Raw genomic sequence first — 24,939 nt, 5'->3', positions numbered from 1 at the left:
GCATCTCCAGTTGAATTGCCGGCGCCAAGCCAGTCATGGCACACACAATTCATTTCTAATTTTGGCAACTGGTCTCGATCCCTATCCCTTGTCGGCAACTTCCTCAATTCTCGATTGTTCCTTGTAAGGCCTGCGATCGCGCGATCGCAAATGAATGCAAATTCATTTCAGAGTTGACTCTAGTCTAACGAAGCAAGCTGAAGGCTTCTCATCAGGGGCTATAATTCTAACAGTAGGATTACAGTCCTTTCTAAGGGTTCTAAAATGTAGAGTCCCAGAGATGGGATACGCTTTAGTCTTCCCAGTGTTGAGCAGGTTTCATCCCTAGGGAAAAGGGCTGTGCTCCCTAGACGTCATGCCGGAGGGGTTATGCAAGCAACACATCACTACTCTCAGGAATATATCAACCATCTAACCCCCCAAGATGTGGCGGCCTTGGCACGGCGGCTTGAGGAGGATGACTACGACACCCCCTTTGCCGCCCTTGAAGACTGGCACCTCCTGCGTGCCATTGCCTTTCACCGACCGGAGTTGGTGGAGCCCTATCTGTATCTTTTGGATTTAGAGGCCTTTGACGAGTCCTAGAACAGTTCCCCATTTGCTGGTGGGGGTGGGGGGTGGCATTGCTGCCTATAAAATCTGCGATGTGATCTCCACGCAGGTGAAAGCGGGGTGGCAGGTTTCTGCCATCCTTTCGGAGACTGCTTCGCAGTTCATTACCCCTTTGACCCTTTCAACCCTGTGCCGGCGATCGGTACTCACGGATGCGGATTTTTGGCATCCCCAAGCGCCACGCCCACTGCATATTGAGCTGGCGGAAACGGCAACCCTGATGTTAATTGCTCCGCTGACAGCTAATACATTGGCAAAATTGGTGTTGGGTTTGGCGGACAACCTACTGACCAGTACCGTGCTGGCCTCCCAAATGCCGATCTTGGTGGCACCGGCCATGAACACCACCATGTGGGAGCAACCGACGGTGCAAGCCCATTGGCAACAACTGCAACAACAGCCCCGGTATCATTCCTTACCCCCCGCCTATGGCCACTTGGCCTGTGACACTGTCGGTGTGGGGCGAATGGCACAAACGCAGGAAATCATTGCCTATTTAGATTCTTTGGCCTACACCCACGGCAAGCGAGACTTAGCTGGGAAGCATCTGCTGATTACCGCCGGGGGCACCCGTGAATATTGGGATGCGGTGCGCTTTATCGGTAATCCGGCAACGGGAAAAATGGGGATCGCTCTGGCAAGGGCAGCCCTGCACCGCGGGGCAAAGGTGACGTTGATTCATGGGGCGATCGCCGAGCCAATCCCAGCACAGGTACGCGCTATTGAAGCAATGAGTGGCGAAGCAATGTTCAAGGCCGTCTTAGAGGTGTGGCCAGAGGCAGATTGGCTGGTGATGGCTGCCGCCGTTGGCGATGTTCGCCCGGCTCAGCAGTGGTCGGGAAAGCTGCCCAAATCGGCGTTGCCTACGGCCTTACCCCTGAGTCCAGTGCCCGATATTTTGCAAGCGGCGGCTCAAATGCGTCGGCCCCACCAACGTCTGATTGGTTTTGCCGCCCAAACGGGGGACGTTGTCGCCCCTGCCCAGGAAAAGCTCAAACGCAAGGGCTTGGATTTGATTGTTGCCAACGCAGTAGATCAAGCGGATTGTGGTTTTGGCACCACTGAAAACGCCGCGGTCGTCCTGGATTGTCAGGGGCGATCGCGCCATTTGGCCAAGGTACCCAAGTTAATTCTGGCCCACCAAATTTTTGACATTGTCCAAGAATGGCTGCCATGAATCATGGCCTAACAGTCGTTCCATTGCCTCTTGAAATGCAGCGGGCGATCGCTGCTGCTGAAACCCTCGACTCCCTTGCCACGGTTGCCCAAGAACTGGTGGAAAATGCCCTGGATGCCGGCGCAAGTCGCATCCACCTCCACTGGCACCCTTCCGCATGGCACCTTGAGGTCACGGACAATGGCGAAGGAATTCGCGGGGCAGATCTCACTCAAGTGGCCCTCCCCTACACCAGCAGCAAGTTACCCGCCAGCGGGCAATTAGCCGACATCACAACCTTGGGATTTCGCGGCCAAGCCCTCCACAGTTTGGCGCAAATGGCCCAGTTAACGATTTGCAGTCGCCATCGCGAGGCAGAGAGCGGTTGGCAAGTGAGTTATGATGCCCACGGCCAAGTGCGCAGCCAGCGTCCTCTGGGAATGGCGGTGGGGACCCGTGTGATTGCTGAGCACATTTTTCAGGACTGGCCCCAACGCCAGCAGGGAGCCAATCCCAAACAGCTACAGCAGCGGCTTCAGCAAATTGCCCTCTGTTTTCCGCAGGTGGCTTGGTATCTCCTGAAGGAGGGCAAACGGTGGTGTCACTGGCCGGCGGTGGCGTCTTTGAGCGATCGCCTGCTGCAACTCATCCCGCAACTTCATCCTCAAGATCTGCGCCAAATGAGGGATGCCCAGATCGAACTGGTCTTAGCGCCGCCGGATCGCCACCATCGTCCCCGCCCCGATGGGTTAGGGGTTGCCGTTAATGGCCGTTGGGTGGAACTGCACAGTGATCCCTCGTGGCAGCAGGTGATTCTTGAGGCCTTTGGTCGCGGTCTCCCTCGGCAGCGTTTTCCCCTATGTATTGCCCATCTCCATTTACCCCCGGGGGCGATCGACTGGTCAGCAGAGCCCCAAAAGCGCAGGATCTATCTACGGGAGCCAGAGCAATGGCAAGCCCTGTTGGTAGAACGCATTGGCCAGCTCCTTGCTTGCCCGGCCACCCCCTTGAGAGATGCCAGCAGCTATCAGGTGCTCAAGGCGGCTGAACCTGCTGCTCGCTATCGAACCCTGTTATCCACCAATGGGGCTCAACTTTCCTTGCCCCCCCTGAAAGTGGTTGGGCAGTTGCACAATACGTACATTATTGTTGAGCACGCCGAGGGAATTTGGCTGATTGAGCAGCACATTGCCCATGAACGGGTGCTTTACGAGCAGATTGAAACGGATTGGCAAGCAGTGGAGCTAGAGCAGCCGGTGTTGCTAAAGTCCCTCACGGAAACACAGGTGCAACGCTTTCAAGACTGGGGGCTAGGGATCGCCCCCTTTGGGGTGCAGCTTTGGGCAGTGCGTAGGGTTCCTGGTCTATTGCGCGATCGCCCCGATCTAGTGGCCGCCCTTATTGAACTCAGCCAAGTGACGGATCTGAGCGCCGCTAAAGTTGCCGTTGCCTGTCGCAGCGCCATTCGTAACGGAACGCCCCTCACCCTTGCGGAAATGCAAACCTTGGTGGATCAGTGGTACCGTTGTCGGCAACCCCACACCTGCCCCCATGGTCGCCCTATCTGTCTGCAACTGCAAGAATCTAGCCTTGCCCGTTTTTTCCGGCGCCACTGGGTGGTCGGCAAAAGTCATGGCATCTGACAAAAGGGACAATCCTGCAGGGGGGTAAAGGCGTGGAGATCTGCCCCTTGGCGCAGACAGTGCCGCAGATGCATCAGCAGCCGTCCTAGGTAGTTTGAGCCTTGGCGATCGCCCCCACAGCCCCAATAGCTATCGACAGGGGAGTCCTCCACTAATTCTTCATCCACGGTTGCCAAGAGCAATTCCCGCAACTCCGCATGGGTGGTAAATTTAGCCACAAGGGCACGCCACATCACTGCCTGTTTGAGCTGATCCCACTGGGGATGCACAGGATAGCGACCACTGCGACCAAGTTGGGCAGCCGCCTCAGGCGTTGGCGCGATGCGAATCGCATGACCAAAGGCCTCATAGGGAGTGCCAAAGAATTTATGAGCTTGGTAGTAGTGTTCCGCTGTTGGCCAGTAATAACCCTCTAGGGTAAACCCGTGGGGAGAGAAATTGGAAAAACTGCCGTAGGCATCCTTGACGCGATAAAAGTAGATTGTCATTGCCAACCGCGTTCCTACACCCCTTGATCACCTAGCATTTATCATGGCTGAGATCATCATGCCCCAAAGACAGTCCTTTTCGCAGGGACAGCAGCGGGTTAGGGTAACCAATTCTTGCTAAGATCAGCCTCGTGGGTATCTTAAAACCTAATTTTGTTTTGGGGTTGAGTATGAAACGTTTTTGGGCGATGGTTTGCGCGCTTTTCCTCAGTGTGTCACTACTCCTGACCAGTTGTGCCAATGTGCCTACGGGGCTAACGGGCAATTTCCGTGAAGATACCCTTGCCCTGATCAGTAGCCTGCGGGAAGCGATCGCTCTGCCAGAGAATGACCCCAACAAAAAGGCAGCTCAAGCAGAGGCCCGCAAAAAGTTGAATGACTTCTTTGCCCTCTATCGTCGCGATGATTCGTTGCGATCGCTCTCCTCCTTTATGACGATGCAAACCGCCCTCAACTCCCTCGCGGGTCACTACAGTTCCTATCCCAATCGTCCTCTGCCGGAGAAGCTGAAAGCCCGCCTCGAACAGGAGTTTAAGCAAGTCGAACTCGCCCTTGATCGCGAAGCGAAGTCCTAGTCCCGATGGGGGATAAGCCCTATACCAAAATTCCCATTGCAGAATGTGGGGAGCCCCTAGCACCTCTTCCCTCTGTCTTTGTGCGGTTGGCCCCCCATCCCTATCAAAGTCTGGGTGCCCCCTATGGCAGTGTTTCCCCCTTTTACTTGCGCTTAGGGGTGATTGCTGCCCTTGAGCGTGCCCAAGCGCTCCTAGAGCCCTACGGCTGGCAACTGGCGATCTTTGATGCCTATCGCCCAATTGCGGTGCAGCAGTTCATGGTGACGCATACCTTTACCATCCTCTGTCGAGAACGGGGGTATGATCCGCAGCAACTTGAGCCCGCGATCGCCAGCGAGATTTGGCAGCAGGTTTATCAATTTTGGGCGGTGCCCAGCTCAGACCCCAAAGAACCACCCCCCCACAGTACCGGTGCTGCCGTTGATCTGACCCTCGCCGACCCGGCAGGCCATCCTTTGGATATGGGGGGCGCCATTGATGAGATTTCCGAGCGTTCCTTTCCCGATTTTTACGATCGCCATCCTGAGCAGATGAACGCCGCCTGCTTTGCCCAGCGCCGCCAAATTCTCTATCAAGCCATGATCCATGCAGGCTTCCAGCGCCATCCAAAGGAGTGGTGGCACTTTTCCCTGGGGGATCAGTTGTGGGCGTGGCAAACGCAGCAGAAGACTGGCCAGCGGGACATTATCGCTCGCTATGGCCGCGTGGATCTTTAAGTCTTTAGGGGGGAATCCCTTAGAGTTTGTTGAGGTCCAACCCCGCTTCTTTGGCAAAGGCACTTAGGCCTTTGCGCTCGAGGGTTTTAATGGCTTTGGTAGAGAGGCGCAGTCGCACCCAGCGCTTGCCCTCTGGCCACCACACCCGTTTCCATTGCAAATTCACTTGCTGCAGTTTTTTCGTCCGCCGATGGGAGTGGGAAATAGCGTAGGCGTTATTGGCTTTTTTTCCAGTTAGTTGACAAACGCGGCTCATCAGTTTTCTCCCCTGCAAGGCAATGTGATGCAAAATAAGCAAGACTTTTAGCGTAACATATTCCGCCGAGAAGGACACGGCCTATTTGAAGGTTTCCTTGAGGACGGTGCGGGCCGCCAAGTGATTGCGGGTGGTGGTTAAAATTTCCGCTTCCCGCAGCAGGCGATCGTAGGTGGACTGTAGCTCCAAAAGGCGTTGCTGCTCCTGAGCGACACCGCGAAAATTACTGGCAATCCAATAGGATAGCTCCAGGGCAGCGGTGGGCACATCAGGGGGCAGTTCCATGGGTTGTTCCGTCAGTTTTGCCGAGAGGCGCACCACATCCTCGAGGAGTTGACGTACTTCCTGGGCCAAGGGGCGCAGATCAATGCTGGTGGGTTCATCCTCAATCCACTCCACCAGCCCAACGCGGTAGGGTTTTTCGCGCACATAGTCAAGGATGCGAAACCGCTGCTGACCAAGAGAATCAATGAGCATGCGGTCATCGGGAAGCCGTTCGTAGCGACGCACTTCCGCACAACAGCCCACCGTGGCTGGCCGTCCCGTTTGCGGATCCCACATCACGATGCCAAATCGGCGATCGCTCTCCAGAATTGTATTCATCATGATGCGGTAGCGAAATTCAAAAATATGGAGCGGCAGGGGTCGTCCCGGAAAGAGCACAACATCCGGCAAAGGAAAAATGGGGAGTTCACGAACCGCAATGGAGGAAAAAGCCATAATGACAACGGACAGAAGCCAATGCCTCTATCTTACCGTACTTTGAAGGCTCCCTAGGATGCGGAACCGGGGACTTGAACCCCGAAGTCCTTGCGGACACTAGAACCTGAATCTAGCGCGTCTACCAATTCCGCCAGTTCCGCTTTTGATAGTTTTTGGTGAGCGATCTCTTATTATCCTCGCTGTGGTGAAGTTCTGTCAACTCACTTGCGTCTAAATGTAAGCACAAAGGGCTGACCATCCAGTTGACCCTTACCCGCCAAGTTGAGAATGGATTGCTGAGGGCCGTAACGGATATTGAGGGTGCCATGGGCATCAGCCATACCCGAACTGGTTAGGCGAATCCGCAGATTGTAGGCATCCTGCTGAATGACATTGCCAGAGAAGCCAATAGAGTGGCCATCCGCGAGTTGCATATTGATATCCGCCACCTTTTGCGGATCAATGACAATACTCATAAACGTTACTTTTTGCCTCCGACGGCCATGGATGCGAAATAGCCCCTCCCCTCTATCGGCGTAGAAGGTGATTCCTGTAGGCTGTGCCCGCTGAGCAACGATTGCGGGCAGTTGGATAGCGGGGCTGTGCACCCCAGCGCTGAGGGCAAGCAGTGTTGCTGTAATCATCATGCGGTTGGCAGCTCCTGTCCGTTCATGCTGATCATGACGCTCCAAAAGTCTGAATTCTAGCCAAACAAGCGGATTCTGCAACAGGACTTCATGCAATCAGCCTGAAGATCCCCAAAGGGGTGCTCGATTTACAACCGCTCAAGGGGTGTCAGCCGGGGATCAACGACCTTTTGCCCGCGACGTGGGAAACGAATAGCCAAGGAGAGTTTCGGACCAGTATCAAAGACATGGGTAATTTCCCCTTCGCCATAGACGGGATGGAGAATGCGATCGCCCACCCGCCAAGGAGAGGCCGCAGCCTTGCTCAACCGCGACGGGGATACCGTCGTGACAGCGGTCCTTGGGGGGCGTCGTTGAACATTCCCCGTGAGCAGTTCTGGGGGTAGCTCCGTCAGAAATTGCGATGGCATTGTGTCTTCCCTGCCACCGTAGAGACGACGGCTTTGGGCAAAGGTGAGAAAGAGGCGCTCCTGGGCACGGGTAATGCCCACATAGCAGAGGCGGCGTTCCTCTTCTAGGGCCATGGGGTCGTTGAGACTGCGGAAGTTGGGAAACAGTCCTTGCTCCATCCCCACTAAAAAGACAACGGGAAATTCCAGTCCCTTGGCAGCATGTAAGGTCATTAGGGAGACAACCCCCTCTCCCTCTTGCAAGGTATCCAAATCTGAGGCAAGGGCAGAACTGTTGAGAAAATCGCTGAGGCTGGCCCCCTCATTGTCTTCGCTAAATTGCTGGGCAGCGTTGACCAGTTCCATCAGGTTTTGCAGTCGCTCTAAGCTTTCGTCGGTGCCTTCGTTTTCCAGTTCGCGGCGGTAGCCTGTCTCTTCAATCACGGTTTTCACCAGTTCAGGGAGTTCAATATCGTCCACTAGCGATCGCAGGCGAGTTATGAGGGTCACAAACTGCTGCACTGCCCGGCTGGCTCGCCCCGCCAACGGTGTCATAGATTCAGTATCAGCAATTAAGTCCCACAGGGAAATGCCAAGGGTTTGGGCAGCGTCACTGAGGCGATCCAAACTGGTTTTACCAATGCCGCGTCGTGGAATATTAATAATTCTCCGCAGACTCACGGTGTCTTGAGGGTTTTGCAGCAGGCGCAGGTAGGCGAGAATATCCTTGACTTCCTTGCGCTCATAGAACTTGAGGCCACCGACCACGGTGTAGGGGATATTTGCGCGAACTAAAGCCTCCTCAAAGGGGCGAGATTGGGCATTGGTACGGTAGAGAATCGCAAACCGTCCCCACTGGGGCTCGAGGGATTGACTGCCCAAGGCCTTAATCTGTTGGGTAATGAAATAGGCTTCATCGGTTTCGGTGTCGCAACACTCACAGTGAATGGGGGGACCAGGAGCCTTGGTGGGACGTAGCACTTTATCAATGCGTTCACTGTTGTGCTCAATGAGATAATTGGCGGCCTGCAAAATGTTGGCGACGGAGCGATAGTTTTCTTCCAACTTGATCATGGTGCGGGTCTGCTGATCGGGTAGGCGATCGCCAAAATCCTGCTGGAAATTCATCAGGATTGTGAAATCAGCGCAGCGAAATGAATAGATGGATTGATCCACATCACCCACGACAAAAATTGAGCGATTGCCCCAATTCCGAAACTCTTGGGGGGGAGTGCCATTGGTGGCCAACAGCCGAATGAAATCGTATTGGGTGCGGTTGGTATCTTGGTACTCATCCACCAGGATATGCTGGAACTGCTGATGCCAATAGTCAAGACGCTCAGGGCGCTGTTGCAGCAGATGCACGGTTCGCAAAATTAAATCATCAAAATCCAGGGCATTATTCTTGGCAAGAGCGGCTTCATAGCAACGATAAACCTCTGCTGCTACACGGCCAGCAGGCGATCGCTGTTCCTGCGCCAATTGATCTGGGCTGAGTCCGCGGTTTTTGGCATGGCTAATTTTGTAGCGGATAGCACGCGGATCATACCTGCGCTCATCGAGATTGAGTTCACCGGTAACAATTTGCTTAATTAGGCTTTGGACGTCCGACTCATCAAAAATTGTGAAATGCCGCGTCCAGCGATACCCTTGGGGATGTTGATAGGCCTCAATTTCTAAGCGCAGGAGTCGAGCACACAGGCTGTGGAAGGTGCCAATCCATAGGGGCTGGGTGTAGGTGTGATAGACGCGCGATCGCACCCGCCGCTGTTCTGCAGGGGACAGATCCAGCCAGTCTCTGCCGTAGAGTTGCTGGGCCATCTCTTGGCTAAAAAGGGTTTCAATCCGCTCCTTCATCTCGCGGGCGGCCTTATTGGTAAACGTCACCGCCAAGATATGCTCTGGTGCGACCTGATGATGGCGAATCAAATGGGCAATTCGATAGGTGAGCGTGCGCGTTTTCCCAGAACCGGCCCCTGCCACCACCAACAGGGGACCCGAGTAGTGCTCCACCGCCTGCCGCTGTGAGGGATTGAGTCCTGTGAGAAAATCACTGCCCATTCTACTGCGATGCCCATGTGCCTAGAGTTTTATGATACCTGAGGATTACGGAGGAACCCATTGGTGGCCTTCCGCGCCTTGTATTGCAGGACTCCTATCAAGCCTTCAGGGAAAGAGACCATCAAGGGTTTTCTGGCGCGCTGCTGTGGTGAACTTGCCCTTGGGGACTTCCACAGGTGGAACAGGTCAATTGTTAGGCCATGCTATCCCCCTCTCAACCTGGGAACCCTCAGGGTACAATAGGAATTCACCTCAGCAATGATACTGTATGGACAGCGTCCACTGGCGGCAGGTTCACAACTACACTGACATCCTTTACCACAAAACGACAGGCATTGCCAAAATTACGATTAATCGCCCCCACAAGCGCAATGCCTTTCGCCCTCAAACCATTGTTGAAATGAGTCAGGCCTTTGAGGATGCCCGCAACGATCCCACCATTGGAGTTGTCTTGCTCACGGGGGCAGGCCCCCACACCGATGGTAAGTATGCGTTTTGTGCGGGTGGTGACCAAAGCATTCGCGGTGAGGCAGGTTACCTCGACGAGCAGGGGGTGGCACGGCTGAATGTGCTGGATCTGCAACGGCAAATTCGCTCCTTGCCCAAAGTCGTGATTGCCCTTGTGGCCGGCTATGCCATTGGCGGTGGCCATGTGCTCCACCTTGTCTGTGACCTGACAATTGCTGCTGAGAATGCCATTTTTGGTCAAACGGGGCCAAAGGTGGGCAGTTTTGATGCCGGCTTTGGTGCCAGTTATCTCGCCCGCATTGTGGGTCAAAAAAAAGCGCGGGAAATTTGGTTTCTCTGTCGGCAATATACCGCTCAGGAGGCGCTGGCCATGGGCTTGGTGAATGCCGTTGTTCCCGTTGAGGCGCTAGAGGCAGAAGGGATTCGCTGGGCCCAGGAAATTCTCAGCAAAAGTCCCTTGGCCATTCGCTGTTTGAAAGCCGCTTTTAATGCCGATTGTGATGGTCAGGCCGGCCTCCAGGAATTAGCGGGGAATGCAACGCTGCTGTACTACCTTACTCAAGAGAGTGCTGAGGGCAAGACCGCTTTTTTAGAAAAACGCCCCCCCAACTTTCAGCAGTTTCCTTGGCGACCCTAGGGGATGCGCTAGAGTAGGAGCATGTGGCATTGGGAGAGTTGGCCATGTGTATTTGTGTTAACTGCGCTTTGGTGGATCGCTGCATCACTTATCATGCTGTTGAAGCGCAGCATCAGCAGCCCCATTTGACCCTGACGCCAGACTTTGACCCGATTGAGCCAACAATCAATGTGAATATCCGCACCCAAGGGGAAGTCATTCAATTGGAGTGGGATGTGGTTGGTTGTGCGAGTTTTGTCGAAGAACAGGGACGGTGGGCAAAACTGCGCCCAGGAGAACTGATTCCCACTTAGGTTGATGATTAGCCAGCGATCGCGCCAATTTAGGCTGACCTCAAAATGAATGTTCTCCTGTACGGGCACCGATGGGACACAGCCGGCTGAGGCAGCAGCTCGATTTATTTTTGCACTCACCCCAGGTAGAAATGAGCCTGTTGGCGTTGATCCTAATGTGGGTCCTTTTAGTGGTGGTCGATCTCTTCTGGGTACAGCCCGGCCACCCTAATTTTTTTGTGATGCTGTTGGATTTACCCCTACGGCTGTGCTTTGTTGTTGAGCTATGCCTACGATTTGCGATCGCCCGCAAAAAGCAACGATTTTTCCGCCACTACTGGCTTGATCTAGTGGCGATTCTGCCCATGCCGCCCCAGTGGGCACTGTTTCGTTTGCTGCCCTTGCTGCGTTTGCCGCGGGCCTCAATTCTGATGAACCGCAACCTCCACTACATTGCCCCCCAGACTTCTGGTCTTTACGGTGCCCAAATTTCAGCACTGTTAATCATTGTGTTGATCATGCTCTTTGGGGGCCTGGCTTTTTATATTATCGAAGGGACCTCAAACCCAGACATCAAGACCCTTGGGGATGCCCTGTGGTACAGCTTCTTTTCTTTAGTGTCTGCCGAACCCATTGGTGCCTATCCCCAAACCCATGCCGGGCGGATCGTTACCCTAGTTGTGGTTTTGTCGGGGCTGACCTTGTTTGCGGTGTTTACAGGGGTGGTGTCTGCCTTCATGGTGCAGCGGTTGCAGTCGGTCATGAGCATTAAGAACCTTGACTTGGATGAGTTGCGCAACCACATTATCCTTTGTGGCTGGAATCGCAGTGCCCCCCTTGTGTTGGAGGAATTACAAACCGATCCCCAAACCCGCTATGCGCCGATTGTCATGATTGCTGAACTGGAACAGCTGCCCTTGAATGAATTGCAGACAGTGGATCAAAATCGCCTCTACTTTTATTCGGGAGACTATACCCGCATTGACGTTTTGGAGAAGGTGCAGATTTACCATGCCTCCCGTGCCATTCTCTTGGCGGATACCAGCCGGCCCCGCAGTGATCAAGACCGCGATGCCCGAACTGTTCTTGCTGCACTGACCATAGAAAAACTCAACCCGGCAATTTACACCTGTGCCCAGCTTTTAGATCGCAATAATAATGTCCAACTTCAGGCGGCGGGGGTGGAGGATGTGGTTGTTGCCGATGAAATGGCGGGTCACCTCATTGGCAATGCGGTGCGCAATCAAGGGGCGATGGATGTTTTTGCCGAACTACTGACGGTACGGATCGGGAACCAATTTTATCGGCTGCCTTTGCCGTCAACGCTGGCAGGCAAAACCTTTTGGTATGCACAACAACAACTTAAGGCGCAAGACGATGCTCTGCTGATAGCCGTGGAACGTCGCATTGAGGGGCGTCGCCGCACCTATATGAATCCACCGATGAACTATGAGTTGCAGGTGGGGGATTACGTGGTTGTGATTGCGCGACAGTGTCCACAGTGGGGATAAGGTCATGGAAATTTCTTCCCAAGTAGAGCTACCCTTTCGCCGCGACGCTGTCTATCGCACCTATCGCGATCGCCTGCCAGAACTGGTGAGCTGGATGCCCAATGTGCGGGCAATTGAAGTGCAGGCGCGCAACGAACAGCCCCAAGCCCTAGAAATGGTCTTGGTTTGGCATGGTGGCGGTGAAATTCCAGCGGCAGCACGGGCATTCTTGAGTGACGCAATGCTCTCGTGGACGGACTATACCCATTGGGACGATCGCCACTATCTCACCCACTGGCGCATTGTCCCCCATGCCTTTACGGAGGCCGTTGACTGTCAGGGGGAAAATCAATTTATTGCCACTGGTGACTCAACCATTATCAGGAGCCGTGGCTATCTCAGGATTGATCCAAAACGCATTAGCGGTGTCCCCTTCTTTTTAGCAAGTATGATTGCTCGGGTCGTTGAAGAGTACTTAGGACAACGAATTGAACCCAATTTTCAGCAGTTAGCAACCAGTGTGGGATTGTTTTTGCATTCTCAGGAGAATTAGCAATGGAAGTACTAGAGGAACCGGACTATCGCCTGCGCGTGCGGGAGGGGCCCTTGCTGATTTGGTTGGTGGGCGGGATTATGGGTCTTGGCCCTATGCCGCTCCTGGGCTTCCTTTCAGTTGCCAAAATTCACTGCCAACGCCAAACCTTGCCCTATGAGTGTATTGCCACGACAAGTTCTTTTATTATCCAAGAGCGGGTGAACATTCCTCTTTCCCTCCTACAACAGGCAAAGTTGGAGGAGGACATTGACAGTGAGGGCGATCGCATGTATCGCGTTGTTCTTGAAGTGTCGGGCAACTCCATCGTATTCGGTAGTGCTGCCTCACCGCCGGGCGATCGCGCCGCCATGGTACAGCAAATGAATCAATTCTTAGGGAATCCCAATCAAACGCAACTTTCAGCTCGTGTGGACGATCGCTGGCCAGTAGGGCTCATGGCAGGGGTGTTCTTTCTTGTAGGGATGAGTCTAATTTTCTTCATCCCTGTTTTAACGTTGGATTTAGATCGGGGCAGTGGCACCTTGACGATTCTCGATGCAAGTTTTTTCCGCCGAACTCATCAGGAATTGTCCTTGCGGGACATTAGGGACATTGCCATTGAAAGCTATCAGGATTCTGAGGGCGATCGCCTCTATCGCGTCCTGGTGCACCTGACCTCTGGCGACACAGTCCCCCTGCGACGGTACTACAGCAGTGGCTATGGCAGCAAGAAAAAATTGGCTAATCTCCTGCGGGAGTTTCTCCATTTGCCACCTCTGTAAGTCATCCTGTGGGTATGGGGTGGCCTGTTGATTACACTGAAGATGATGGCATAATGCAGTCACAGTCGGTGGGGTTTTGCCCTCAATTATCACTATGCAACCAACGGATCCAACAAAGTTTACTGATAAAGCGTGGGAAGCGATTGTTAAGTCCCAAGATGTGGCCCGGGAATACCGCAGCCAATATCTGGAAACAGAGCACGTCATGATTGCCTTACTGCGGGAAGAGGGACTTGGTCAAGTGATTCTTGAGCGGTCGGATATTGACACCGAATGGGTGCTCAAGCGACTGATGGATTTTGCTAGGCAACAGCCCCGCGTTCCCGCAGGCAGCGAACTCTACTGTGGTCGTAGTTTGGATGCGCTCCTTGATGAGGCCAATCGCCTCCGCCAAGAGGAAGAAGATCAATTCATTTCCATTGAGCATCTTTTACTGGCTTTTGTGGGCGATCGCCGCATTGGTCAACGTCTTTTCCGTGCCCTAAATTGCGATCGCCAACAGTTGGCTGCCACCGTCAAAGCCATTCGCGGTGCCCAAAAGGTTTTAGATCAAAACCCCGAAAATAAATACGCTGCCCTTGAAAAGTACGGTCGTGATCTCACCGAAGCGGCCCGCCAAGGCAAACTGGATCCGGTCATTGGCCGTGATGAAGAAATTCGCCGCGTTATTCAAGTTCTCTCCCGCCGCACAAAAAATAATCCAGTTCTCATTGGTGAACCGGGCGTTGGTAAAACCGCCATTGCTGAAGGTCTGGCTCAACGGATTATCAACGGCGATGTACCAGAATCCCTAAAAAATCGGCGGTTGATTTCCCTGGACCTGGGGAGTTTGGTGGCGGGGGCCAAGTTTCGCGGTGACTTTGAAGATCGCCTCAAGGCTGTTCTCCACGAAGTCACCCATTCCGAAGGTCAAATTGTTCTCTTTATTGATGAACTGCACACGGTTGTTGGCGCCGGTGCGAATCAAAACTCGTCGATGGATGCCAGCAACCTCCTCAAACCGATGTTGGCGCGGGGAGAGCTGCGCTGCATTGGCGCCACCACCCTAGATGAATATCGCAAATATATTGAGAAAGATGCTGCCTTAGAACGCCGCTTTCAGCAGGTGTATATTGGCCAGCCCAGTGTGGAGGATACGATTTCAATTCTGCGCGGCCTCAAGGATCGCTACGAAATTCACCACAACGTTAAAATTACCGATTCGGCATTGGTGGCCGCAGCAATGCTTTCAGATCGCTATATTAGCGATCGCTACCTCCCCGATAAGGCCATTGACCTCGTCGATGAGGCAGCCGCCAAGCTCAAAATGGAAATTACCACCAAGCCCGCTGAACTGGAGGCCCTTGAGCGGCGCCTGCGGCAACTGGAAATGGAAAGACTGTCCCTCAAACAGGAGGAGAGCCTGCCCCTCAGCCAGGCGCCACTACAGGCCACTCGCGATCGCCTGCAGCGCATCGAAGCGGAAATCGCCCAACTGCAACCGCGACAACAGGCCATGCAGGCCCGCTGGCAAGCAGAAAAAGAACTCCTGGAGCGCATCAACAGCCTCAAGGAAGAAGAAGACCAAGTGAAGTTGCAAATTGAGCAAGCAGAGCGGGACTACAACCTCAACAAAGCCGCGCAACTCAAATATGGTCGTTTAGAAACCCTCCAACGGGAACTGGAGGCCACTGAAGCACAACTTTTAGAACTTCAGGCCGCAGGGGGCACCTTTTTGCGCGATCAAGTCACCGAAGCTGACATTGCCGAAATTGTTGCCAAGTGGACAGGAATTCCCCTGCAAAAACTCATGGCCTCAGAACGCCAAAAACTCCTGCAGTTGGAACAAGTCCTCCATCAGCGGGTGATTGGTCAAAGCGATGCCGTGGCTGCCGTCGCTGCTGCCATCCGCCGCGCGCGAGCTGGCATGAAAGACCCTGCCCGTCCCATTGGTTCATTCCTCTTTATGGGACCCACAGGCGTGGGCAAAACCGAACTGGCCCGTGCCCTTGCCGAAGCCCTCTTTGATGATGAAAATGCCTTGGTGCGCATTGATATGTCGGAGTACATGGAAAAACATGCCGTCTCCCGCATGATTGGCGCACCGCCGGGATATGTTGGCTTTGACAGTGGCGGTCAACTCACCGAAGCCATCCGCCGTCGTCCCTATGCCGTGGTTCTGTTTGATGAGGTCGAAAAAGCCCATCCCGAAGTCTTTAATGTGCTCTTGCAGGTGCTGGATGATGGCCGCATTACCGATTCCCAAGGGCGGACGGTGGACTTCCGCAACACCGTGATCATTATGACCAGTAACCTGGGCAGTGAGCATATCTTAGATTTGGCGGCGGATGACAGCCGCTATGAGGAAATGCGCCAACGGGTGCTCCAAAGTGCCCAAAAGTATTTTCGCCCCGAATTTCTCAACCGCATTGATGACGTGATTCTCTTCCACGGGCTAGGGCGGACTGAACTGGCTCAGATTGCTCAAATTCAACTGCGACGCGTGGAAAAACTCCTTGCAGATCAAAAAATTCACCTGCGCCTTACCCCAGCAGCGCTAGATCATTTAGTGGCGGTGGGCTTTGATCCAGTCTATGGGGCACGTCCTCTAAAGCGCGCGATTCAACGGGAATTGGAGAACCCCCTCGCCGTGAAGCTTCTTGAGGAGGTCTTTACCCCCGGCGATACGATTTTGGTAGATTTGGTGGGTAGTGAGTTGACCTTTAGGGCAGTGAGCCCTGCAGGGACAGGCGATCGCGACACCGTCAGCGCCTCCTGAGCCCTCAGTACCCCACTCAAGGGGAAAGAGGCATGAAAGTGATTAGCATCTATCACAACAAAGGTGGCGTCGGGAAAACCACTGTCACTGTTCACTTGGCGGCCACCTTTCCCTGTCATGGGCAGCAGGTTTTAGTCAGCGATACAATCAGGCTCCTATGGAGGTTAACCCTTAGTCGAGAATGTCGATCAACCCGGTTTTGAAGAACAATTGAGAGTTCAGGACGGGGTGGTCACAAGGGCTGAGCCGATTGGGAATCGACTTGATAAGAGTTGCAAAAGATGCAATGGTCATTCGGTATTCCTTCTTCTAAGAGAGGAATAGTGCGACACGAAGTCGTTTAGATGATTGTCCCACTAGCCCAACAAGCTAGAACGGGACCGGTTGTTCCCCCAACCGTAGCCTAGGGAGGCATGCGTGACTGGTAACGGTCAGGTATGAAGCCCTCCCGACAATGAAGCCCGAACCGTAAGGTTGGAGCTGAATCCGCGAGGAGGAAGCAACTTCACCAGCGTCAGGCGATAGGGAGCTAGGCTTGAGGGTACGGTGAGCACATGCGAAGTGACGCCAGAAGCCTCGTGATCTTAGACAGGCCAAAGACGCTGATAGGCCTGGGCCAAAATGGCAAACGGACAGGACTCACTGTTTGTTCTTCAGTGAGCGGGGACGATAGCTCCGTCGGGGCAGAGTCACCACCTAACCCCTCATATGTCATCTAAACGGAACGTGGTAAGCCCGTACTTTCGCCTTGATAGGCTAAGAACAAGGCAAGTGGACTGCGAGGAACACCCATGGAAGTGCGGGTAAAGGAGGCGGGAGAAAGCGAAGGCCAACCTGTAATGGGTTGGATAGGGATTGAGAATGGTGACAGAACATTCAACATCATCTCACTCGAAAGAGAGCAGACTTCCCACTGGTCCCCCGTTACGAGAAAACTCACAGAACCTCCCTAATGGTGACAAGGCAAATGGCGGTGATCTTGAGTCACTGGTGCGGTCACCAACCTGCTCAAAAGGTAGAGAGGTTGTAGATGAGTATTGTAAAGGTTGCATGCACAACCGGTTCCTCTTAAATGAGGGGTCCTGGGGGGCTCGAGCCGGATGCAGGGAAACTTGCACGTCCGGTTCCTAGGGGGCTAGGGGGCAGCGATGCCCCCCTGCTACCCGACTTTCTAAATCTGTTCAGGAGAATACTAACACTGACCTTTGGTGCTCCTTAATCTTTATTTTATATTTTCCCCATTGACAAAGTTCTATGAATTTTGAAAATAGAGACGGATTCAATAAATCCTTTATGCATGCCTCTGCCCCCTAGCCCTACTGAAGGGTTATCCATTCCGGCAGCTAGGGGTATGCAGTCGCGTTTTAGGAATTCTAGGACTAGCCCTACAGCGCTAATTTCAGTGTGGGGAGCGATCGCCCCCTGTTTTTAAGGGTTCTTTAATTTGCAGTAGCCACTTCGGTCGTTGAGGCCACCGCGGCATCTTTACGTTTTTTCTTCTCCGTCACTGTCACAGGTCGCATTTCAATGTGGTTGACCAGAGTCGTGACAAAGGCAAAAAGTAAAAAGGGCAGGGTTAAAACCAAAATTAGCCCCCCGACGAGAAACGCCTGCACTGGATTGTTGTAGAGAGTGAGGGAGGCGGCCAAACCAATAAAGATCACAATCAGCCAAACAATGACTTGGCCATAAATATCCCCGAAGGTGAGGGTGCAGACGAAACGGTATTTTTGTAAGCCGTTTTGTAGTTCATTGGCCATAGGGGCTATCCTCGCGGCGTATGCTCAACAGTGCCAGTTAAAAAACAAGCTTTTGGCTAAGGAGGGGTGAAACTTGGAGTTGCGCTATAGCGTTTGCAAGTGTAGGAAAACGAAAGTACCTGAATTTTAGAGAACCTAGCCGCAAGATTAAAGCCCTTGCAACAAATGTACAAACTTTGGTCAAAAAAAGCCGGCCCCGGCATTGAACAGACCTTTTCTACAATGGGGATGCCCGAAACAAGCCTCTGTGATCCTGGTTTTCACAAGCTTGAGTGGCTTCTCTCCGTGGGAAAAGGGCGGTAATATGACAGATTGTATCAAAACTCCATCGATCGCCCCCGAAGCACTCTATGGGTACGTTTCACCGTTTAACCACCACGGCGGGTTTACAGACTGCCCTTGGCACATTCTCTCCCGCGACCACCGTTGGTTTTGTGCCGACAATGGGGGCACTCCATGGGGGGCATGCTGCCTTGATTCGGCGAGCACGGCAAGAGTGTGATGTGGTTGTTGTCAGTATTTTTGTCAACCCACTGCAGTTTGGTCCCCAAGAGGACCTGGAGCGCTATCCCCGTGCCCTGGAGGCCGATACAGCCCTCTGTCAGCAGTTAGGGGTGGATCTGCTCTTTGTGCCTAGTGTGGCTGAGCTTTACCCGACGGGGATGAAGCACTTGACCGTGGTGGAGCCGCCAAGGGAGCTAACGGAACACCTCTGTGGGCGATCGCGCCCCGGCCATTTTCGCGGGGTAGCAACAATTGTGCTGAAGCTGTTGCATCTGGTACAGCCCGATCGCGCCTATTTTGGGCAAAAGGATGCCCAGCAGTTAGCCATTATTCGCCGCTGTGTAGCGGACTTGAATCTGGACGTGGAGATCATTGGCTGTCCCATCGTCCGCGATGCCGACGGCCTTGCCCTGAGTTCCCGCAATCAATACCTGAGTGCCGAGGAGCGCGCCACTGCCCTTGCCTTAAGCCAAAGCCTGGAGGTGGCTCAGGCTGCATTCCGTCAGGGCTGCTGGGACGCGAGTCTTCTGCTGGCCCAAGTTCAAGATCATCTGCGCCAGTTTCCCCAGTTGCGCCTCGACTATGCCGAATTGGTGCATCCCCAGACCCTTGTGCCCTTGGAACGCATTGAGACCGTGGGGCTATTGGCGATCGCGGGCTGGGTGGGGCAAACGCGCCTCATTGACAATTGTCTACTGGATCGCCGCCGGCCGATTTTGGCCGTGGATGGCCCTGCCGGTGCCGGGAAGTCAACCGTGACGCGACTAGCTGCCCAAGCCCTAGGGTTGCGGTACCTTGACACCGGTGCCATGTATCGGGCGGTAACTTGGTGGTGCTTGGAAAATAATCTTGATCTCCACGATGAGCCAGCAATTGTAGAGGCGATCGCCCATTGTCGGTTGCATCTTGAGAGCCCTGATCCCCATCAACCAACGCGAGTGTGGATCAACGATCGCGAAGTTAGCCAAGCGATTCGCTCCCTAGAGGTAACGCAGCGGGTGTCCCAAATTGCTGCCCTGCGGGGTGTGCGGCGGCTAATGGTACAACAACAGCGGGCGATCGGAGCCCATGGGGGCATCGCTGCTGAAGGTCGTGATATTGGCACCCATGTCTTCCCAGAGGCGGGCTTGAAAATTTTCCTAACCGCCTCCCCCGAAGAGCGGGCCCAGCGCCGCTGGCAGGAATTACAACAGCAGGGGCACTGCGATCTCTCCTATGAAGAATTGCTCGCTCAGATTACCGCTCGCGACACAGCGGATCAGCAACGCCCCTACGCCCCCTTCCGTAAAGCAGCCGATGCCATAGAAGTCTGTACTGACAACTTGGGGATCGATGAGGTAGTGAGTAAAATTGTCCATCTCTACCGCAGCCGCTTTCCTCAACCTTGATGAGGAAGCGAGATTTCCCCTAGAGTAAAAGGATAGTCTGCTTCCGGATGAACTCTATGGATCGCAATCCCCTCGAAATCGTTCAGCAACTCTACTACACCGGTATTGGGGCTGCAGCTGCTGCCATTGAATCCCTCCAGGATGACGCCAAACGCCAAGAATACCTGATGCAACTGCGAGCGGATGCCCGGCAACTGGCTACAGTCTGCGCTGAGAAAGGCCGACTCACTGAAGCCCAAGCCCGGGAACTGATTCAAGCCTTTATTGCCCAGCAGCCGCAATCGCCTTCACCCCCTGAGCCTGCTTCTTGCGAAAGTGCTGAGTTGGCCGCAGATATTCAAACACTTCTGGAAACGCTGCGAGCCCTTCGCCAAGACCTACAGCAGGATTTAGAAGCACCCGCATCCTAGAATTGTTGCCCACGAGGGGAGGGAGGTGCTCCTTATGATTGCTCTTGAGTTGTTTTAGTCGTTGTCCCAGCACTCACGACCAATGAGGTCACCAATGCGATCGCGCAGCATAAAATCACAGCGCTCTAACTCTGCCTCAATGAGGGGCCACTCCCGAAGGGGTACAAACTGGCAGAGGGTGTAGATGGGCTGCTGCCGACTCACCACACCTTTGGCCACCAGTCGTCGGGCTTCATCTTTGACGAGTTCAATAGAGTATTGAAGGGATTGAACCATAACATCCTCGTTGGCTGAAGAGACCCTAGGATTCAGGATTGGCAAATTGTAATATCCAATACTGAACTATTTTAATTTTTGCCCTAGGGAGCTACCTGCCATAATAACAAATGTTTCCTAAGTCAGGGGGTTCTGACGAAAAAATCCCACAACTAGTGGAAGTCAGCGGTACCCAAGTTGAGGGCTGAATAGCCATCCCTATCAATCCGCTAGCCAAGGGCATGCTTTATCCTAGAAGTGCATCCTAAACAAAATCTTAAAGACTGCTCCATGGCTTTCCATCTTCCCCAAGTGAGCTGCCAACTGCGTCCAGAGGTGGCGGCCCTACAACCCGAACTTGTGCAGTGGCGACGCTATTTGCACCAGCGACCGGAACTGGGCTTTCAGGAACACCTCACGGCGGCCTTTGTCAGTGAAAAACTGCGGCAATGGGGCATTCAACATCGCACGGGCATTGCGGAAACGGGGATTGTGGCGGTGATTCCAGGATCGCGACCGGGACCCGTTCTGGCAATTCGCGCTGATATGGATGCGTTGCCAGTGCAGGAGGAAAACAATAAGCCCTATCGCTCTCTCCATGAGGGAAAAATGCACGCCTGCGGGCACGATGGTCACACGGCGATCGCCCTGGGTACCGCGAAATATCTTGCGACTCACCGCGATTTTGCTGGCATGGTCAAAATCATCTTTCAGCCGGCTGAAGAAGGTCCCGGGGGTGCCAAACCAATGATTGAAGCGGGGGTGCTCGATGCCCCAAAAGTGGATGGCATTATTGGCCTGCACCTGTGGAATTTTCTGCCCGTTGGTACGGTGGGGGTGCGCAGTGGGCCGTTGATGGCGGCAGCAGAATTCTTTGAGTGTGAAGTCCAGGGCAAGGGAGGACACGCGGCTTTACCCCACTTTACGGTGGATACTGTCCTCGTTGTTGCTCAAATCATTACCGCACTGCACACCATCGTCTCCCGCAACGTGGATCCCCTAGAAACTGCGGTCATCTCCGTGGGGGCAGTGCATGCGGGCACTGCAAAGAACGTCATTGCCGATACGGCAACGTTTCGGGGAACAGTGCGATACTTTAAGCCAGAGTTGGGGGACTGGCTACCTCAGCGCATTGAACAGGTGATTGCGGGTATCTGCCAGAGTCAGGGTGCCACCTATCGTTTTCACTACGAGCGGATGTATCCCCCCACGGTCAACGATGCCAAAATGGCGAAACTGGTGCGCTCTGTTGCGGAATCGGTCGTCGAGGTGCCGGCTGGCGTCACGTCCCATTGTCAGACGATGGCAGCGGAGGATATGTCATTTTTTCTAAAGGCTGTTCCAGGCTGCTACTTCTTTTTGGGGTCAGCCAATGGCACACTGGGGTTAGATTTTCCCCACCACCATCCCCGCTTTGACTTTGACGAAACTGTCTTAAGTATTGGGGTTGAGCTGTTTATCCGCTGTGTGGAGAAATACTGTGGTCTAGTGGAGACATAAGTTTCCTATGTCCCTCACGGTACTCATTGCCGACGATGATCCCGGCATTCGCCTCTCGGTGAGTCGCTTTTTGGAATCCGAAGGATACTGTTGCCTGATGGCGGGAGATGGTGCCCAAGCCTTGGAAATGATCCACCACTATCAGCCTCACCTCCTGATTACGGATATTGCCATGCCCAATATGAATGGCTATGAATTGGTGCGGCAGATCCGGCAGCATCCCTCGTTACGCTTACTGCCAGTGATTTACCTAACGGCGCGCACAGAACTGGAGGAGCGAATTCGGGCCTATCGTACCGGGGGCGATGTCTATCTTGCCAAGCCCTTTGACCTCAATGAGTTAGCAGCGGTGGTGCGCAACCTACTTGATCGGGCACAACTGGTACAAATGGAGTGGCAGCAGCGACAGCATGCCCCCAAAGGCCAACGGGTTAGAGTTGATCTGACGCAGCGGGAAAAGGACGTTTTGGCTTTGCTGGTGGCGGGACTCTCCAATGCCCAGATTGGCGATCGCCTGCACTTGAGCGCGCGAACGATTGAAAAGCACGTCAGTAGCCTTTTTCAAAAAACAGCAGTTCACAATCGGGCTGAGCTGGTGCGACTGGCAATTGAACAGGGCTTGGTGGAGCCACAAACCAGTTCCCAACCTTGAGCTATAGCTGTTGTTTGACATCCTTCCCGGAGAGTCCTACTGCGCTCCGCAGGGATGGCTCCTTGTTGAGTCGCTTTAGTGGATTCCTGCTTCCGACCTCTAGGGGGGTTAGATCCACAGGCCCTCCAGGTGTGTCTTGGCTATTCCTGTGAGGATTGGATTTTTGTGCTAAGAATAATATTTGATGTTCAAGCGATTCTATGCTGTAACTAAGAACGCCTACACCAATCCTGCTATCCTTCTCCGCCCTAGACGGCGGAGCTGTTCGCGCCCTTGGTCAACGCAGGAGGTTCAGGAACTGAGACCCCATGCAACGGATTCCCCCTGCCCCTGGTCAAGAATCGGTCTGGGACTACCCCCGTCCCCCCCGTCTTGAACCCACGGCAAAACACCTGCGGGTGATCTTTAATGGTCTGGTGATTGCCGACACCCAGCGGGGAAAGCGGGTACTTGAAACCAGTCACCCCCCGGTATATTACTTTCCGCCAGAGGATGTGCAGTCGCAGTATCTGGTGCCCTCGGCACGGCAAACTTTTTGTGAATGGAAAGGCCAAGGAGCCTACTACCACATCAAGGTGGGCGATCGCCAAGCTGAGAATGCAGCGTGGTACTATCCCAAACCTACCCCTGCCTTTGCGGCAATCCGCAACTACATTGCCTTCTATGCTGGTTTGATGGATGAATGCACCGTAGATGGTGTGGTGGTGATTCCGCAACCGGGGGGCTTCTATGGCGGCTGGATTACGCCAGACATTGTTGGCCCATTCAAGGGGGCACCGGGAACCTGGGGCTGGTAAGGGCTGCTGAGTGTTTCTCAAATCTCTCCATCTGCGCCACTTCCGCAACTACAGCGAGCAATCTGTGACGTTTGCTGCGCCAAAAACCATTCTCGTCGGCGACAATGCCCAAGGCAAATCCAATTTGCTGGAGGCTGTGGAGTGGCTGGCCACATTGCAATCCCATCGTACCCATCGCGATCGCGACCTGATTCAGCAGGGACACGAGAGTGCCCAAATTGAAGCCACCCTTGAGCGCCAAGGTGTTCCCCTTGATCTGGCGGTGAGTTTGCGACCCTCCTCAGGCCGTGTCCTACGGGTCAATGGCTGTACGGTCAAGCGCACTGCGGACTTTCTCGGTCAACTCAATGCGGTGGAATTTTCCTGCTTGGATTTGGAACTGGTGCGGGGCACCCCAGCTATTCGCCGCAACTGGTTGGATCGGATTTTGCTGCAGTTGGAACCCCTCTATAGTCAACTCCTGCAAACCTACCAAAAAGCCCTGCGCCAACGGAATGCGCTCCTCAAACAGGCAGGCAGCCAAGGATGGGATGAGGCCCTCTGGCAAGCATGGAATCAGCAATTGGTCATCAATGGCACCCGCATCATCCGCCGACGACAGCGCCTCATTGAACGCTTGGCTCCCTTGGCACAGGATTGGCATCGAGTCTTGAGTGGCGATCGCGAGACCCTGACCTTGAGTTATGAGAGCCATGTGCCCCTTGGGGATGGCACCTCTGAGGCCATTGTGGCAGCCTTTAGTGAGGCCTTGGCGACTCGCCGCGCCATTGAATTTCTCCAAAAAACTAGCCTGGTGGGGCCGCACCGTGATGATGTTGGCTTTTGTCTTAATGCTCAAAGTGCCCGTCAATTTGCTTCCCAAGGGCAGCAGCGGACGCTGGTATTGGCGTTGAAACTAGCGGAACTAGCTCTTGTGGAAAGCGTGGTTGGCGACACCCCCCTTTTGTTGTTGGACGACGTCCTCGCAGAATTGGATTTGCAGCGACAGGGAATTTTGCTGGAGGTGATGGGCGATCGCTACCAAACCCTGATGACCACCACCCACCTTGCCCCCTTTGCCGCCCCTTGGCGCCAGCAGGCGCAAATTCTTAAGGTAACGGCGGGGACGATCGCAAGCGTGTCTGACACTGCTGCTCAAACCAGCGACTAATCTGGGGAATGGTTAGCTCGGCAATAGGCACCCCCTCCCTTTCAGCCATTTGCCGTAGTTGCTTGAGGGCGCTGATGAGGATTTGGCCATACCACGTTATAAATCCCCCTTGGCGGGCTTCCTCCGCTTGCAACCGGGGATCGGCAGCAACCAGTTCATAAACTTGGGTTTCTGTCAGGTCTTCGAGGGGCTGCCCCTCAATCTTGGTACGCAGGTAACGCTGGGCATACACCGCTACTCGAATCGCAAAGCGATCTGCCGCTGGCAAAAGCAGTTGATCAATCTCTTGGCACTCACTGACGGTGAGCAGATCCTCAGGGTTCATCAATGGCTTTG

26 protein-coding genes and 1 tRNA gene are annotated in these 24,939 nt (G+C 54.0%); 18 read left to right on the top strand and 9 right to left on the bottom strand.

Annotated elements, in window-relative coordinates:
• Positions 1 to 369: 369 nt before the first annotated feature.
• From TLL_RS12560 to mutL, 3 genes are read left to right on the top strand one after another with little or no spacing between them, the layout of a single operon-like run.
• The gene (locus tag TLL_RS12560; RefSeq protein ID WP_024125484.1) at positions 370 to 585 is read left to right on the top strand and encodes a protein IsiD; all 216 of its coding nucleotides are present in this window, start codon (positions 370 to 372) and stop codon (positions 583 to 585) included.
• A complete protein-coding gene (coaBC, locus tag TLL_RS12555) occupies positions 572 to 1,789 on the top strand; it encodes a bifunctional phosphopantothenoylcysteine decarboxylase/phosphopantothenate--cysteine ligase CoaBC (protein ID WP_164921057.1) in 1,218 nt (405 codons plus the stop codon). The genes TLL_RS12560 and coaBC overlap by 14 nt, the downstream gene beginning before the upstream one ends.
• The gene (gene mutL / locus TLL_RS12550; protein ID WP_164921056.1) at positions 1,777 to 3,411 is read left to right on the top strand and encodes a DNA mismatch repair endonuclease MutL; all 1,635 of its coding nucleotides are present in this window, start codon (positions 1,777 to 1,779) and stop codon (positions 3,409 to 3,411) included. The genes coaBC and mutL overlap by 13 nt, the downstream gene beginning before the upstream one ends.
• On the opposite strand, the gene TLL_RS12545 is transcribed toward mutL, so the two are convergent.
• Positions 3,399 to 3,899, bottom strand: coding sequence for an NADAR family protein (locus tag TLL_RS12545; RefSeq protein ID WP_011058296.1), 501 nt, complete (start codon positions 3,897 to 3,899; stop codon positions 3,399 to 3,401). The genes mutL and TLL_RS12545 overlap by 13 nt on opposite strands.
• Before the next feature lie 170 nt (positions 3,900 to 4,069).
• Between TLL_RS12545 and psb27 the strand changes: the two genes are divergently transcribed.
• Together psb27 and TLL_RS12535 are read left to right on the top strand one after the other, a co-directional pair.
• Entirely contained in the window at positions 4,070 to 4,474 is a 405-nt protein-coding gene (gene psb27 / locus TLL_RS12540; RefSeq protein ID WP_011058295.1) for a photosystem II protein Psb27, read from the top strand.
• A 5-nt stretch (positions 4,475 to 4,479) separates the two neighbouring features.
• The gene (locus TLL_RS12535) at positions 4,480 to 5,190 is read left to right on the top strand and encodes a M15 family metallopeptidase (protein WP_011058294.1); all 711 of its coding nucleotides are present in this window, start codon (positions 4,480 to 4,482) and stop codon (positions 5,188 to 5,190) included.
• A gap of 19 nt (positions 5,191 to 5,209) precedes the next feature.
• Here the strand turns inward: TLL_RS12535 and rpmB are convergent, their stop codons facing one another.
• From rpmB to pcrA, 5 genes are all read right to left on the bottom strand, one after another.
• Positions 5,210 to 5,446 carry a 50S ribosomal protein L28 gene (gene rpmB / locus TLL_RS12530; protein ID WP_011058293.1) on the bottom strand — a complete coding sequence of 79 codons (237 nt, stop codon included), beginning with the start codon at positions 5,444 to 5,446 and terminating at the stop codon, positions 5,210 to 5,212.
• Between the two features lie 81 nt (positions 5,447 to 5,527).
• Complete coding sequence (locus TLL_RS12525; RefSeq protein WP_011058292.1) at positions 5,528 to 6,166, bottom strand: LON peptidase substrate-binding domain-containing protein; 639 nt, start codon at positions 6,164 to 6,166, stop codon at positions 5,528 to 5,530.
• Positions 6,167 to 6,225: 59 nt separating this feature from the next.
• A tRNA-Leu gene (locus TLL_RS12520) sits at positions 6,226 to 6,309 on the bottom strand.
• 60 nt (positions 6,310 to 6,369) lie between these two features.
• The gene (locus TLL_RS12515; RefSeq protein WP_164921055.1) at positions 6,370 to 6,840 is read right to left on the bottom strand and encodes a hypothetical protein; all 471 of its coding nucleotides are present in this window, start codon (positions 6,838 to 6,840) and stop codon (positions 6,370 to 6,372) included.
• Positions 6,841 to 6,923: 83 nt separating this feature from the next.
• A complete protein-coding gene (gene pcrA / locus TLL_RS12510; protein WP_011058290.1) occupies positions 6,924 to 9,245 on the bottom strand; it encodes a DNA helicase PcrA in 2,322 nt (773 codons plus the stop codon).
• Between the two features lie 268 nt (positions 9,246 to 9,513).
• Here pcrA and menB point away from each other — a divergent pair, with 268 nt between their 5' ends.
• The 7 genes from menB (at position 9,514) to TLL_RS12475 (ending at position 16,390) form a co-directional block, all read left to right on the top strand.
• A complete protein-coding gene (menB, locus tag TLL_RS12505; protein WP_011058289.1) occupies positions 9,514 to 10,350 on the top strand; it encodes a 1,4-dihydroxy-2-naphthoyl-CoA synthase in 837 nt (278 codons plus the stop codon).
• Positions 10,351 to 10,394: 44 nt separating this feature from the next.
• Complete coding sequence (locus TLL_RS12500; RefSeq protein WP_011058288.1) at positions 10,395 to 10,643, top strand: Ycf34 family protein; 249 nt, start codon at positions 10,395 to 10,397, stop codon at positions 10,641 to 10,643.
• A 155-nt stretch (positions 10,644 to 10,798) separates the two neighbouring features.
• The gene (locus TLL_RS12495; protein ID WP_231833790.1) at positions 10,799 to 12,133 is read left to right on the top strand and encodes a TrkA-related ion transporter; all 1,335 of its coding nucleotides are present in this window, start codon (positions 10,799 to 10,801) and stop codon (positions 12,131 to 12,133) included.
• A gap of 4 nt (positions 12,134 to 12,137) precedes the next feature.
• Entirely contained in the window at positions 12,138 to 12,665 is a 528-nt protein-coding gene (locus TLL_RS12490; protein ID WP_011058286.1) for a hypothetical protein, read from the top strand.
• A gap of 2 nt (positions 12,666 to 12,667) precedes the next feature.
• Entirely contained in the window at positions 12,668 to 13,429 is a 762-nt protein-coding gene (locus TLL_RS12485) for a hypothetical protein (protein WP_011058285.1), read from the top strand.
• A gap of 94 nt (positions 13,430 to 13,523) precedes the next feature.
• The gene (gene clpB, locus TLL_RS12480) at positions 13,524 to 16,187 is read left to right on the top strand and encodes an ATP-dependent chaperone ClpB (RefSeq protein ID WP_011058284.1); all 2,664 of its coding nucleotides are present in this window, start codon (positions 13,524 to 13,526) and stop codon (positions 16,185 to 16,187) included.
• Between the two features lie 32 nt (positions 16,188 to 16,219).
• Positions 16,220 to 16,390 carry a ParA family protein gene (locus TLL_RS12475; protein WP_164921053.1) on the top strand — a complete coding sequence of 57 codons (171 nt, stop codon included), beginning with the start codon at positions 16,220 to 16,222 and terminating at the stop codon, positions 16,388 to 16,390.
• Between the two features lie 1,236 nt (positions 16,391 to 17,626).
• Here TLL_RS12475 and TLL_RS12470 read toward each other — a convergent pair.
• A complete protein-coding gene (locus TLL_RS12470; protein WP_011058283.1) occupies positions 17,627 to 17,947 on the bottom strand; it encodes a hypothetical protein in 321 nt (106 codons plus the stop codon).
• Between the two features lie 350 nt (positions 17,948 to 18,297).
• On the opposite strand from TLL_RS12470, the gene TLL_RS12465 reads away from it, so the two are divergent.
• Both TLL_RS12465 and TLL_RS12460 read left to right on the top strand, forming a co-directional pair.
• Positions 18,298 to 19,839: a bifunctional pantoate--beta-alanine ligase/(d)CMP kinase gene (locus tag TLL_RS12465; protein ID WP_011058282.1), complete on the top strand. Its 1,542-nt coding sequence runs from the start codon at positions 18,298 to 18,300 to the stop codon at positions 19,837 to 19,839.
• 47 nt (positions 19,840 to 19,886) lie between these two features.
• Entirely contained in the window at positions 19,887 to 20,249 is a 363-nt protein-coding gene (locus TLL_RS12460) for a hypothetical protein (RefSeq protein WP_011058281.1), read from the top strand.
• Between the two features lie 54 nt (positions 20,250 to 20,303).
• Here the strand turns inward: TLL_RS12460 and TLL_RS12455 are convergent, their stop codons facing one another.
• Positions 20,304 to 20,525, bottom strand: coding sequence for a DUF4327 family protein (locus TLL_RS12455; RefSeq protein ID WP_011058280.1), 222 nt, complete (start codon positions 20,523 to 20,525; stop codon positions 20,304 to 20,306).
• Between the two features lie 270 nt (positions 20,526 to 20,795).
• Between TLL_RS12455 and TLL_RS12450 the strand changes: the two genes are divergently transcribed.
• From TLL_RS12450 to recF, 4 genes are all read left to right on the top strand, one after another.
• Complete coding sequence (locus TLL_RS12450; protein WP_164921052.1) at positions 20,796 to 22,004, top strand: M20 metallopeptidase family protein; 1,209 nt, start codon at positions 20,796 to 20,798, stop codon at positions 22,002 to 22,004.
• Between the two features lie 7 nt (positions 22,005 to 22,011).
• Positions 22,012 to 22,656: a response regulator transcription factor gene (locus tag TLL_RS12445; RefSeq protein WP_011058278.1), complete on the top strand. Its 645-nt coding sequence runs from the start codon at positions 22,012 to 22,014 to the stop codon at positions 22,654 to 22,656.
• A gap of 308 nt (positions 22,657 to 22,964) precedes the next feature.
• A complete protein-coding gene (locus TLL_RS12440) occupies positions 22,965 to 23,453 on the top strand; it encodes a DUF427 domain-containing protein (protein ID WP_011058277.1) in 489 nt (162 codons plus the stop codon).
• A gap of 10 nt (positions 23,454 to 23,463) precedes the next feature.
• Entirely contained in the window at positions 23,464 to 24,603 is a 1,140-nt protein-coding gene (gene recF / locus TLL_RS12435; protein WP_011058276.1) for a DNA replication/repair protein RecF, read from the top strand.
• Here the strand turns inward: recF and TLL_RS12430 are convergent.
• Positions 24,542 to 24,928, bottom strand: a complete 387-nt coding sequence (locus TLL_RS12430) for a hypothetical protein (RefSeq protein ID WP_164921051.1) — start codon at positions 24,926 to 24,928, stop codon at positions 24,542 to 24,544. The two genes, recF and TLL_RS12430, sit on opposite strands and share 62 nt — an antisense overlap.
• Positions 24,929 to 24,939 lie beyond the last annotated feature (11 nt).

This window comes from Thermosynechococcus vestitus BP-1, from assembly GCF_000011345.1.
Taxonomy (GTDB): domain Bacteria; phylum Cyanobacteriota; class Cyanobacteriia; order Thermosynechococcales; family Thermosynechococcaceae; genus Thermosynechococcus; species Thermosynechococcus vestitus.
This window is presented reverse-complemented; position numbering and strand designations above follow the sequence as displayed.